Source organism: Flavobacterium sp. GW821-FHT12A05, from assembly GCF_058807735.1.
In genome coordinates this window covers 261,681-274,599 of record NZ_JBXAQY010000003.1, presented here as the reverse complement: position 1 = coordinate 274,599, position 12,919 = coordinate 261,681, and the positions used below count along the sequence as shown (strand labels likewise).

Here is a 12,919-nt window from a genome sequence, read left to right as displayed (position 1 = left end):
CGTGGTTTTAAGCTCCAGAGGAGCGAAATAATGTGTTAAAAATTATAGCCAACAAATTAAATAAGTAATAAAATGTATTCAGGATCAGGATTTAGCAACTGGGAAATAGGAGACGTTGATATATTTATAGACGAAAATGGAGTGCATCATTTATTTCACTTGATTATTCCCAATCACGATTATATTGCACATGCAGTATCAAAAGACGGACTTTCATGGAAAAGGGTTAAAAATGCCCTTTGGGTAGGAGAACCGGGAGAATGGGATGATGATATGTTATGGACGATGCATGTGAGCAAAAAGTCAGATGGGGGAGGATATGAAATGTATTACACCGGACTCAAACGTCAGGATAAGGGAATTGAACAAAAAATAGGACGAGCTGTTTCGATAGATTTAATTCATTGGAAAAAAGAAAATCTGTACGGACTTCCTTTTAAAAGTGAAGCACCGCATTATGAAAGTCCGTCAAATAATCCGAGACAATGGATAAGTTTTCGGGATCCTTTTAAATACCATTATCAAGGAGAAGATTATCTGCTGATTTGTGCCCGAAGCGCTTCAGGCCCAACGTATAGAAGAGGCTGTATTGGTGTTGCCAAATTAGAGAATGATGGATTTGTGCTCCAAAAACCGCTTCATTTTCCGTATGTGTATGATGATGTCGAATGTCCTTGTGTAGTCGAAATTAAAGGTTCGCATTATCTTTTGGGATCAATTAGAGAAGACATAAAAGTCAGGTATTGGATGGCATCTGATTTTAAATCAGAATATTGCGCCTTTCATAATAATGTATTGCTGCCACAGGGAAATTATGCGGCAAGAGTTGTAAAAGACGGCGATCATTTTTTAATCTATAATTTTTATTTTGCCGATGGAAATGTAAATACCCACCGCGTAATTCCTCCTCCAAAAGAACTCGATATTGATAAAAGCGGCCGACTTTTATTGAAAACCTATCATCATTGGGAGAATTTGTATCAAAAGTCGATTTTGCAGAAAGATCTTCCGCAGCCATTACCCATTTTAGGAAATCCAACAGCCGAATTTCAAATCGAAAATGAAAACAAATGGAGATTTGGATGCCGAAGCGGTTATGAAATTTACTGCTTCGAAAAACCTTCAATGGATTTTGTCTGGGAAGGAACACTTTCGGTAGAAGGAATGGGAAAAACCGGATTTGTAATAGAATGCGATAAAGAAGGAACTGGATATTATATTTCTATCGATTTTATGAACGGTTTTGTACAATTTAGAGCTTGGGGATTTAATGAAAAGGATGTGAAGAATAATTTCATTTTTGAAAACATTCAGACGAATCAATTTGAAATTCATGAAAACAAACAGATTTATTTCAAGATAATCCGTTATGGAAACTATTACGAACTTTCTATAAACGATATTGTAAAACTGACTTTACTGGATTTTAAATACAGCGAAGGAAAAATAGGAATCTACGTTTGTTCTGCCGTAGTAGCCGTTACAGATTCAAAAATCCACACCATCCCGGAACCTGAAAACGAATACGCCGCTTCGGATCCGGATAAATATTTAAAAGATTATATGAGAATCAATCAAATTCAGCCTTAGTGCTTAAAAAGACAAAAACTCCCAATATACTTGGGAGTTTTTCGATTTATGCAGCTTTTTTTCTTCTAAAGAAATTAAAACTTGTTGGTTTTGCTTTCTACAATTTTACTCACTTTAAATACCAGATAAATGGTCAGTAACATGATAGCAGAAGCAACCATAGCCAAAGTATCATAATGTTCCAGTGGCGCATAACTGTCCTTTTGATAGATAATGAATCCGGCAAGTACTGCTCCAAAACCTCCGGCCATTTGCTGTAAAGACGAGTTGATACTCATAAAAGCACCACGATCCTGCGGATCAGGAATTGCCGACGTTAAAGTTGTAGACGGAACCATTCTGCTCATGATAGTGGCCATCATAAATACGTTAATAACCAATACAATCCAAAATGGAGTTGGACCAAAATGAGAGTAAATGTTAATTAAAATAACCGCCATAACCGTTGCAACAGCAAAGATTTTAAATTTATTTACCTTATCACTCAGTTTACCAATAAACGGCATGGTAAATAAAGTAGCAATTCCGGTAATCATAAATAATAAAGGTAATTCTTCATTGGTTACTTTAAGATTGTTTATGGCAAAAGCACTACCAAAAGGCATCATCATAAAACCACCAATAGAAAGCAGGGCAGTAGATAAAAAACCAACCTGATAATTCTTTTTAGAAATAGTATGTACCAAATGCAGTAAAGCGGTTTTCTCTTGTTTTAATTTTAAATGCTCTGTAATAGGATTTAATTTTAAAAACAAAACCATGGTAATAAGCGCTGCCATTGCTGCGATCCATAAAAAAGGAACGTGCCATCCCCAGGCATTGGCGATGTATAAACCAATCGGGATTCCAAGAACCTGGCTTACACCAAATCCCATTTGAATAAATCCCATTACTTTACCACGCTGCTGTAAGCTGAATAAATCAGCTACGATAGCCATAGAAATAGAACCAATTACACCGCCAAATAAACCGGTGAAGATTCTGGCCGCTACCAACAGAAAAAAGTTGGGTGCTATTGCGCAGAATAAAGTTCCTATTGTAAAACCAATGTAAAAGAAAAGCAATAGCTTTTTTCTATCAAATTTATCTGCAAAACCAGCCGTTAAAAGTCCTGAAATACCAGCACTAAAAGCATAAGCAGAAACGGCAATACCAAATTGCGATGCCGTAATTTTTAAAGTTTTCATCATAATATCGCCCAGAGGAGACATTACCATAAAATCAAGCACAACTGTAAATTGTGTAATGGCTAAAAGAAAAATAACAAGTTTTTGATAGCCATTAAAACTTGGTGCAGAAGTTTGTTTTTCGTTCATATATATTATTGTAGTTCTTTGCAGTCAAAATTGTGAAAATTCAGTAATTCAATTATTTGTCCTGCGTTAAGTTTCTCGCTTATAATCCGTAATACACAATCAATATCTTCTTGGTCAATAGTCCATTGCAAAATAGATTTGTTTGCATTTAAAAATGTTGCGATTTTATCCTTGTTTTTTTCTGTTTTTATATTAGTTGCAAATATCAAGACATTCATAACATAATTATTTAAGGTTTTAGTGCTTTAATTACTAAGCTTAATGCTTCTTGTTGAATCTCGGCTGTTAATTTAAACGGAGTGGAGCCTCCAAGTCCTTTTCCTTTTTCATGAAAACGCAGTAAATTATATAAAGGTCCATAAGCAATACTCCAGAAAACTTCTTTTGATACGGGTACTATTTCTTTTCTTTCAATTGCTCTGTTTAAAAACTGCGTCATAATCTCTTTTAATTCCATCAGGCTTTCGTTTACGATATATTCTCCATAATTAGAATTTTGAAGAATTTCCCAAAAGGCAATTTTGTCTTTGTTTTTCAGCATAAACTCTGATCTGTTTTCCCACTGCTTGGCAAGACCTTCTGCAAAAGGCATGTCAGGCGAGAAATCTTTTAGGGAACTTTTAAAAAAATAAGTCCCCATTTCAGTCCCAATTTTTTTGATTAAATCTTCTTTGTCAGCATAATAAATGTAAAGAGTCGCTACTGAAATACCGCATTCCTTGGCGAGACGGTTCATCGCAAAGCCCTCAATGCCATGCTTTACGATCATTTCTATAGTTTTTTGTTTAACTAATTCTTCTTTATTAACATCTCTCGTTCTCAATCTAAAAGGATTTTAATTGGATGCAAAGATATAATAATAAATGAACGATCGTTTACTTATGATAAAAATATTTATTGAAAACCGAAAATTTAAAGTTTAGATAACCTGTTTAATACCAAAATTTAACCTCCAAAACTTAAAATATTGGGTTATTATTTTCTGACTTATTTTATGTTTTTATTAGTAAGAAACCCTTGTAAATAAAGGGCTGATAATAATTTGAATTCTAATGTTATTCTAATGTTGCGATAAAAATTTAGTTTTAACTTGCGCCCTTAATTTATTTTTTTGCAATGCTCAACAGAATTAAAAATAGTCTTTTATGCAAATGCCTTCAGGCGTTGCTAATCGGCTATTTTTTAATGAGCAGCATTAATATATCGGGTACTTTTGGCCGAATCATAAATGATAATACCGAAACTCATTCGGTTAAAGGCATGACCTGTAACTTCCTGAAGAAAATCTTCAAATGCGACGGCATCCCGGAAGAACTGGACGATTACGAAACTAAAGACACTAAAACGACGAAGCTTGCAAAAGGAATTTTGTTATTAGAATATTTAGTACCGGCTTATACTTCATTAGCTGGTTTTTCCTTTCAATTAAAGGGGCAGCGAAAAAACTACATTGATAACGCTGTTTTTTCTTTTGGCTTTCATGGTAAGATAGATTTACCGCCTCCTCGGGTTATTATATAAATATTTAATTTTGTTTGGATTATGATTTTTTTTGTAATCCTGAATGCGATTTTTTTCGTACTTTAATATCATCTATTAATCTTGTATTTATATATAAATTCATGACACCCTTAAAAAGATTTTTCAACTTACTAAGGCTTGATAAGCGCGACGTATACCAAATTATATTTTATGCTGCTTTTGCAGGTTTGGTAAACCTTTCTCTTCCTTTAGGAATTCAGGCTATTATCAATTTTATTCAAAGCGGACAGCTTAGTGTTTCCTGGATTGTTCTTGTAATTCTGGTAACTATTGGCGTTGGTTTTGGCGGCGTTTTAACCATCTTGCAGCTTCGAATAGTAGAGAATCTGCAGCAGCGAATTTTTGTTCGTTCTTCTTTTGAATTTGCCTACAGAATGCCTTTAATTAAGTTTAAAGAAATGTATTCTGAATATGCGCCCGAAAAAGCAAACCGTTTCTTTGATACCTTAATGGTGCAGAAAGGAACAGCAAAACTATTACTGGATTTTTGTACAGCGTTTTTGCAGGTTGGTTTTGGTATCATTTTATTGGTTTTGTACCATTCCTTTTTTATGGTAATAGGCCTTTTGTTTATTGTGATTTTATATGTCATTTTTAAATTTTCGTACCGCGACGGACTCGAAACAAGTCTTAACGAATCGAAATTTAAATATAAAGTAGCAGCCTGGCTTCAGGAAATTGCACGCAACCGCGAGAGCTTCCGCAGAAAAGGAGGTTTCGAATATGCATTAGAAAGAAACGACGGCTATGTGAGTCAATATGTAAATTACCGTGAAAAGCACTTTCAGGTAATGAAAAAGCAATACATTCAGCTTACTATTTTTAAAGTTATTGTTACGGCTGCCTTATTGTCGATTGGTGGTTTTCTGGTAATTCACCATCAAATGAACATTGGGCAGTTTGTGGCAGCTGAAATTGTTATCGTATTGCTGATCAATTCGGTAGAAAAAATAATCTTTGGTCTGGAATCCTTTTATGATGTTTTAACTTCTGTAGAAAAAATCGGCCAGGTTACCGATATGGAAATTTCATGCATTCCAAACACATCAGACGTAAGCGATACCGGAATTAATATCGAAACCGAAAACGTAGGTTACAATTATCCAAATCATAATAAAAAGTCACTTAAAAATATTAACCTGAAAATTAATCAGGGCGAAAAAGTATTATTAAGAGGAACAAATGGTGCAGGAAAAAGTACTTTATTGCGATTACTTTCGGGCGTATTAGAACCGGAAAGCGGCGCTATGTATGTAACCGATAATTTCATGAACCGCGTTGACGAAGATACGTTTAGGGCAGAAGCCGGAACTTTTTTACAAGGCGATACGCTTTTTGCCGGAACGATTAGAGAAAATATTCTTTTTGGAAACGAAATGCTGAATAACGAAGATTTAAAATGGGCTTTAGACAACGTAGGTTTAACGCCGGATATTAAAACTTTCCCGAACGGACTCGAACATCAGATTCATCCGGGCGGACGCGAACTTTCGGCTTCAGATGTTCAGAAAATACTTTTGGCACGAAGCATTGTACACAAACCTAATATATTATTCCTTGAAGATCCTGTTGATAAAATGGATGAACTGACTTCGGCTAAAATTGTAGATTTTTTACTTTCCGAAGAACACGAATGGACCGTAATTGTTACTTCAAAAAATGATATCTGGAAGAGCAAATGCGACCGTATGATCACGATCGATGATGGAAAAATTATTAACGACATAAAGCTTTAATTATGCTCAATATATCAAAAGATAATCATGTAATTATCGCACCGGGCAAATACAAATCTATCACCAGTGTTGCCCGCAGACCTCATTATAAAATATTAAACAGAGTAATAATTGGTTTTTTATTGTTTGGAGTGGCCTGTCTTTTCCTTCCCTGGACACAAAATATCTCCGGAAGCGGTTCTGTAACCACTTTAAAACCAGATCAAAGACCGCAGACTGTACATAATGCCATTGCCGGAAGAATCGAAAAATGGTTTGTACAGGAAGGCGATTATGTAAAAAAAGGCGATACGATTTTGTTTATTTCTGAAACTAAAGAAGATTACTTAGATCCAAATTTGGTTGGAAATACCAAAGATCAGGTCGATGCCAAAAAAATGGCGGTAGAATCGTACGGCGATAAAGTAAACTCATTGGATGTTCAGGCACAGTCGCTTAATACCGAAAGAGAACTGAAATTACAGCAGGCTCAAAACAAAATTAAACAAGCCCAGCTGAAAATAAAAAGTGACAGCATGGATCTTGAAGCGGTAAAAACCCAATTGAGAATTGCTAAAACGCAGTTCGATCGTTCGACAGCGCTTAACAAAGAAGGTTTAAAACCTTTAACAGATGTGGAGCAAAAGAGATTGAAACTTCAGGAATCTGAAGCATATATCATCACACAGCAAAACAAGCTTTTAAGCAGTAAAAACGAATTGATAAATGCGAGAGTAGAAATCAACCGAATTTCGGCAGAATACGCAGAGAAAATTTCGAAATCAAGAAGTGATAAGTTTACGGCTTTAAGCACGCAATACGACACCAAAGCACAGGTAAATAAATTAGAAAATCAATACGTAAATTACAGCTTAAGAAATGGTTTGTATTACATTACAGCGCCTCAAAGTGGTTATGTAAACCGTGCGTTACTGGCGGGTATTGGAGAAACAATTAAAGAAGGAACTCCTATTATCAGCATTATGCCGTCAAGTTATGATATTGCGGTAGAAACCTATGTAGATCCTATCGATTTACCGTTGGTACACCGCGGTGCAAAAGTGCGTGTTTGGTTTGACGGATGGCCGAGAATTGTATTTTCGGGCTGGCCGGGATTGTCTTACGGAACCTTTGGCGGTAAAGTAGTGGCGATTGAAAACTTTATCAGTGCCAACGGAAAATACAGAATTCTGGTTTCGCCGGATGGAGAAGATAAATGGCCAAAAGAACTGAGCATTGGAGCAGGAGCGCAGAGTATTGCCTTGCTCGAAACTGTTTCGGTATGGTATGAAATATGGCGAAACTTAAACGGTTTCCCGCCAAACTATTATAATTCAGGCGAAAAAGAAACAAAAGATGGTAAAGACAAAAAATAAATTGAAATACGTTGCGGCGCTGTTTTCTCTCTTATTTTTATTAGGCTTTTCTAAGGCATACAGTCAGGATTTTAATAAAGAGGAATTAAGTTACAGTGAGTTTTTAGGATACGTAAAAAAATACCATCCGTTGGTAAAGCAGGCTAATTTAGAGTTAAGCAATGCTCAGGCCGCACTTATGGTGGCGCGTGGCGGATTTGATCCTAAAATTGAAGTTGATTACAGCAAGAAAGAATTTAAAGGAACCGAATATTATTCGCTTTTAAACAGCAGTTTTAAAATTCCAACCTGGTACGGTGTTGAGATAAAAGCCGGATTCGATGATACTGACGGACAATATTACAACCCGCAGAATCGTACTCCGGAAGCGGGTTTAACCTCTTTAGGAATCACCGTTGCTTTGGGGCAGGGAATGTTTATCAATCAGCGTATGGCCGATGTAAGGGAAGGAAAACTGCAGCTGAAATTAAGTGATGCACAAAGAAAACTAAAAGCAATTGAAGTTTTGTATAAAGCCAGCGAAGCTTATTTTGAATGGAGAAAAAGCTACAACGAAGCAGAACTTTACAAAAGCTATCTCGGTTTTGCAAGTACCCGTTTTAAAGGCGTTAAGAAGCTGATAGAATTAGGTGATTCTCCTGCAATTGACAGCGTCGAAGCAGGAATTACAGTTAGAAATCGTGAACTAAATGTAGAGAATGGAAATTTGAAATTGGCAAAAGCCAAACTGTATCTTTCTAATTATTTATGGATTGAAAATGTTCCGGTTGAATTAGGTGATGTGGTAAGACCGGAAGATAATTTAATCCTGACAGTAGAAGGAACACTTAAAACAGATGCCATGATGGTGAATGTAGAAAGTTTGGAATCGCATCCTAAAATTCAGGCTTTGGAAACCAAAATGGATATGCTTGAAATTGGCCGAAAACTAAAAGCCAATTCACTGCTTCCTAAATTAAATGTAGGATATAATTATATTTCAGAACCTGCTTATTTTGATTCTTTTAATGCCGATGATTATAAGTTTAATATTGATTTCAGTATTCCAATTTTCCTAAGAAAAGAAAGAGGAAGCCTAAAAATGGCAAAACTTAAAATTCAGGATTTAAAATTTGATATCGAACAACAGCGATTAGAGCTTAAAAACAAAATTAAAGCACAGCAAACGGAAATTGCGTCTTTAAGAAGACAGAAAAACGTAATTGACAATCTGGTAAAAGATTATACCACAATGCTGAATTCAGAGGAGAAATTATTCTCTTTTGGCGAAAGCTCGATCTTCCTTATTAATTCAAGAGAAAACAATTTGGTCAGCGCCAAACTATCTCAAATAGGAATCGAAAATCAGTTTTATATTTCAAATGCCGAATTGTATAAAATTCTGGCCAACCCTGATTAAATTTAGATTCTTGGATAAACAAAAAAGCAGCAATATTTGCTGCTTTTTTGTTTTGATAACGTTTGTCAGTCTGAGCGAAGTCGAAGACCTTCTGTACATGAAAGTGCTTCAATTACGCTCAGCATGACAAAATGATAATAAATCTGCGCAATCTGCGAGAGACTTAAAAAACTTTGTGCCTAGTGCCTTAGCGGCAAAAAGAAATTAGAATTTCGATGCAAATTGCTTCGCAAAATCTTCCAATTTAGTTTCCCCATCTACAGATAAACCGCTTGTTAAGAAATCTTCGGCAATTTTACCGCTTCGTAAACCAGTTCCCATTTCAGTATATAATTGAGCAATTTCTTCCGGTAATCCTGCTTGAGTCATTCCTTGCAAAGATTGTTCATCTGTAAATTCAACCCAAGGTAAATCTGCTTTTCCAATTGCAGTTCCTAAAACTTTAGCAGCATCTCCCGGAGTACGAACATCACTTATAATATAACGAATGTTTTTTTCAGACGGAGATTTAACTAATTCTTCGGCTGCAGCCTGAGCAATATCTTCTGGATGAACCAAAGGAATTTTTACATCAGATGGATAATTACCGCCCATAATTCCCGCTCCCTGAATCATCGGAACATCATTATAAAAATTAGTATAAAAATAACCCGCTCTTAAAAAAGTAACAGAAGTTTCAAGCGCATTATACAATTTTTCAATATTGTGAAGTCCTGCAATAGGTCCGTTTCCGGTTGGTAAATCAGCACCAATACTGCTTAACATTACCACACGCTTAATATTCGTTTCTGAAATAGCTTTCGCGAAAGCGCTTCCGGCTTCCGTTGTATTGGCAATTACATTTTGGCTTCCTAAATTTGGAGGTGTCATAGCAAATAGGGCATCGGCACCATTTAATGTTGCAGCCAGAAATGTGCTGTCGCTTACTGAACCAATTGCTGCTTTGACTCCTAAATTTTCGATTTCGTTTTTTCGGTCGGCATTACTGCTTATTACGATTACGTCGTGTCCAGCGTTAACTAATTTTGTGGTTAAAGGCTTTCCAATATTTCCTAAAGAACCTGATACTATAATTTTCATGATATATAATTTTTTTTATTACAGTTACAAAGGTATCTTTGTACTTACTTTTATACAAGTACTTACCCTAAAGTATGTATCATGACAGCAATTAAAGAATCATCGACAATTCAGGAAAATAAGCAGTACGCCTTAGATAAATGCCCTGTTACTTTTGTAATGGAAAAAATTGGCGGCTACTGGAAACCCATAATCCTGTATCATTTATCAACCGGAGATATGCGTTACAGCGAATTAAAAAGAGCCATTCCGGCTGTAACCGAAAAAATGCTCATTCAGCACTTAAAACAATTAGAAACTGACGGACTTGTGATACGAGAAGCAAAACCAGTCGTACCTCCCTTTGTAACTTACAGACTCAGTAATGCCGGAGCCGGCCTAATGCCTGTTATTCATGAAATGGCAAATTGGGCTTTTAAAGTTAGGGATGGGGAGTTTTCTCTTTAAGATGCTAAGGTTCTGAGGTGCTAAGTTTCTAAGGTTTTAGTTGCTGAGAGGCTAAGGTTCTGAGTTGCTAAGTTTCTTAGAATCTTTGTCTTTATGAGGTGCTAAGTTACTGAGATGCTAAGATTCTGAGGTTTTTACTCGGAAACTTGTCAAATATAGCCCGTGGTTTCAACCACGCGGATGCAATATTATCGCGCCTTATATTATGTTCTTGTCAAATATATTCCGTGGTTTCAACCACGGGGCGCGATATTATCACGTCTTGCATTGTGTTCCCGTGGTTGAAACCACGGGCTATGTTTGAAGATGGGAATTAAATTAAGGATAATAATATACCCAGGTTACCACTTTAAAAATGCATTTTTAAAGTGAATGCTTAGTTGCTCAAATTAATGTATTTTTCTTATATTTCAGAAATCAAAAACATAAAATATGAAAGATATTAAGATTGAGACTTTTGCTACTTGGGAATTACAGACTGGCATTTTTGGAACTTTTTCAACACCATTAATATTGCAAATTGACGTTAAAAATAACACAAATACGAGATTTGACATCACCGGAATCTGTGTATCATTAAAAAGAGATTTTTTTCTATTTGGAACATCTAAAGATATCTTGTATGCCAATAAAAATGAAACTGTTGCTGCAAATTCTAAATTTACGTTTAAAATAGATATGTATCATTTACAATCTAATTATTCAACTGATAAAAAATTTACAATAAAAGTATTTGGTAAGAATAAAAATTATGAATCTGAAGAATTAAGTATTAACCATCTTCAAAAACTAAAAGCATCGTACTCTTAATTTATTCTGATCTTAATCATATTCGGCTTTTCAGCAACATTATTATCAACGCATTCAAAAATATCGATTGATTTTACTTTTGCTTTAAAAAATGCTAGTTTGAATATCTTTCTGACGAAATTAAGGATTGTAGGGTTCATGTTTTAATAGTTTTAGAATAATATGTATTTTATTAATTTAACAACATCTTCATAAATCATAACAAAAACTAACATGACATGCTTAAAAACTAGCTCATTTTGAGCTAGTTTTTTTTTTGATTTTGTCTAATTCAAATTCCACACTTTCCCGACTTTTCTAACAAGATTGATTTCATTTTCAAACATTGTTGAATTCGCCATAATTCAAACTCAAAAATTATGGCTTACATCAAATATGACTTCACAACTTGCTACGATGAATACGATTTCTCACAAGTTGATTATGATGAAATCTATCCTGATTTTGAACCTCCCACATTGCAAGAAACGTGCGAAGATATTCTAGAAAGTTTGCTAATTCACTTCGAAATAGAGCTTCCTAAACCCATATTTATTAGGTTTCCTGACCCGGTGAAATTGTTAACAACTTGTTTAAAAAAGATAAGAAAAACCTTACCAATTACACCAAAAAGTATTATTTTTAATAAAACAAAGATGAGCAAACATCCTGATATTGAAACTGATACTGCACAGATTTTTAAATCTGTATACGACATGGGTAAGACTTTAAATAACGATAAAGCATGTCGAGAACACCTAGAAAAATTACGTTGGAATGGAGAACCAATTTGTCCTCATTGTGGAAGCCAACGAGATAACCATTATCGAATTAAGAAAAGAGGTGAAGATAAAGGTTACTATAAATGCAAAGATTGTAGATTACCATTTAGTGTTACAATAGGTACAATCTTTGAAAAATCAACTATTCCCTTAGATAAATGGTTCATTGCTATTTTTAAATTTACAACAAATAAGAAAGGTATTAGTAGCTATGAATTAATGCGAGAATTAGGTGTTACACAAAAGACAGCATGGTTTATGTTAAACAGAATTCGAAATTCAGTTCGCATGAGAGACGATTTCGAATTTGATGGAATCACACAAGTTGATGAGACTTATGTTGGAGGAAAAAATAAAAATCGTAGCAAAGGGAAAAAGGTTGATAATACACAAGGTAGAAGTTTAAAAACAAAAACTCCTGTATTTGGGATGTTAAACAATGGGATTGTTTATACACAAGTTATTAAAAATGCGAAAGGAAAAACATTAAAAGGCATAATTGATGGGAAAGTTAAAAAAGGTTCTATTATCGTAAGTGATGGATGGAGAGGATATCGTGGATTGGAAAAACATTATAGTCATGAGGTTATTAAGCATAATTTAGGAATGTTTAAGAAAGGAGCATATCATACAAATGGAATTGAAGGCTTTTGGGGGATTTTGAAACGAGGCATCGTTGGAATATATCATTTTACAAGTGACAAGCATTTACATCGTTATTGTGATGAATTTGCTTATCGATATAATATTCGCACAATGCCCCTAGGAGAACAGTTTAATTTTACGTTGATTAATTGTGATGAGAGGTTAAGATATAAGGAATTGATTTCGTAAATATATTGTAATTCAATTATCTTAGACCTGGGAATGACTACACAACACT

The 12,919-nt window shown here is 34.8% G+C and carries 12 protein-coding genes; 8 read left to right on the top strand and 4 right to left on the bottom strand.

Going from position 1 to position 12,919, the window contains the following annotated elements:
• Positions 1-72: 72 nt before the first annotated feature.
• The gene (locus AC1RRQ_RS07875) at positions 73-1,590 is read left to right on the top strand and encodes a glycoside hydrolase family protein (RefSeq protein ID WP_493022464.1); all 1,518 of its coding nucleotides are present in this window, start codon (positions 73-75) and stop codon (positions 1,588-1,590) included.
• Between the two features lie 74 nt (positions 1,591-1,664).
• Here AC1RRQ_RS07875 and AC1RRQ_RS07870 read toward each other — a convergent pair whose 3' ends face one another.
• From AC1RRQ_RS07870 to AC1RRQ_RS07860, 3 genes are read right to left on the bottom strand one after another with little or no spacing between them, the layout of a single operon-like run.
• Positions 1,665-2,906: an MFS transporter gene (locus AC1RRQ_RS07870; protein ID WP_493022463.1), complete on the bottom strand. Its 1,242-nt coding sequence runs from the start codon at positions 2,904-2,906 to the stop codon at positions 1,665-1,667.
• Between the two features lie 5 nt (positions 2,907-2,911).
• Positions 2,912-3,124, bottom strand: a complete 213-nt coding sequence (locus AC1RRQ_RS07865) for a hypothetical protein (protein WP_493022462.1) — start codon at positions 3,122-3,124, stop codon at positions 2,912-2,914.
• A gap of 11 nt (positions 3,125-3,135) precedes the next feature.
• Positions 3,136-3,729: a TetR/AcrR family transcriptional regulator gene (locus AC1RRQ_RS07860; protein ID WP_493022461.1), complete on the bottom strand. Its 594-nt coding sequence runs from the start codon at positions 3,727-3,729 to the stop codon at positions 3,136-3,138.
• Positions 3,730-4,091: 362 nt separating this feature from the next.
• Here AC1RRQ_RS07860 and AC1RRQ_RS07855 point away from each other — a divergent pair, with 362 nt between their 5' ends.
• The 4 genes from AC1RRQ_RS07855 (at position 4,092) to AC1RRQ_RS07840 (ending at position 8,938) form a co-directional block, all read left to right on the top strand.
• Positions 4,092-4,427 carry a hypothetical protein gene (locus tag AC1RRQ_RS07855; protein ID WP_493022460.1) on the top strand — a complete coding sequence of 112 codons (336 nt, stop codon included), beginning with the start codon at positions 4,092-4,094 and terminating at the stop codon, positions 4,425-4,427.
• A 101-nt stretch (positions 4,428-4,528) separates the two neighbouring features.
• The gene (locus AC1RRQ_RS07850; RefSeq protein ID WP_493022459.1) at positions 4,529-6,184 is read left to right on the top strand and encodes a peptidase domain-containing ABC transporter; all 1,656 of its coding nucleotides are present in this window, start codon (positions 4,529-4,531) and stop codon (positions 6,182-6,184) included.
• A 2-nt stretch (positions 6,185-6,186) separates the two neighbouring features.
• The gene (locus tag AC1RRQ_RS07845; protein ID WP_493022458.1) at positions 6,187-7,539 is read left to right on the top strand and encodes an HlyD family secretion protein; all 1,353 of its coding nucleotides are present in this window, start codon (positions 6,187-6,189) and stop codon (positions 7,537-7,539) included.
• Complete coding sequence (locus AC1RRQ_RS07840; RefSeq protein WP_493022457.1) at positions 7,520-8,938, top strand: TolC family protein; 1,419 nt, start codon at positions 7,520-7,522, stop codon at positions 8,936-8,938. The genes AC1RRQ_RS07845 and AC1RRQ_RS07840 overlap by 20 nt, the downstream gene beginning before the upstream one ends.
• A 204-nt stretch (positions 8,939-9,142) precedes the next feature.
• On the opposite strand, the gene AC1RRQ_RS07835 is transcribed toward AC1RRQ_RS07840, so the two are convergent.
• Positions 9,143-10,018 (bottom strand): NmrA family NAD(P)-binding protein, encoded by an 876-nt coding sequence (locus AC1RRQ_RS07835; protein WP_493022456.1) that lies wholly within the window; start codon positions 10,016-10,018, stop codon positions 9,143-9,145.
• An 81-nt stretch (positions 10,019-10,099) separates the two neighbouring features.
• Here AC1RRQ_RS07835 and AC1RRQ_RS07830 point away from each other — a divergent pair, with 81 nt between their 5' ends.
• The 3 genes from AC1RRQ_RS07830 to AC1RRQ_RS07820 all read left to right on the top strand — a co-directional run bounded on the left by AC1RRQ_RS07830 (position 10,100) and on the right by AC1RRQ_RS07820 (position 12,870).
• Positions 10,100-10,465, top strand: coding sequence for a winged helix-turn-helix transcriptional regulator (locus AC1RRQ_RS07830; protein WP_493022455.1), 366 nt, complete (start codon positions 10,100-10,102; stop codon positions 10,463-10,465).
• 432 nt (positions 10,466-10,897) lie between these two features.
• The gene (locus AC1RRQ_RS07825) at positions 10,898-11,275 is read left to right on the top strand and encodes a hypothetical protein (protein WP_493022454.1); all 378 of its coding nucleotides are present in this window, start codon (positions 10,898-10,900) and stop codon (positions 11,273-11,275) included.
• A 359-nt stretch (positions 11,276-11,634) separates the two neighbouring features.
• Positions 11,635-12,870 carry an IS1595 family transposase gene (locus tag AC1RRQ_RS07820; RefSeq protein WP_493022453.1) on the top strand — a complete coding sequence of 412 codons (1,236 nt, stop codon included), beginning with the start codon at positions 11,635-11,637 and terminating at the stop codon, positions 12,868-12,870.
• Positions 12,871-12,919: the final 49 nt, after the last annotated feature.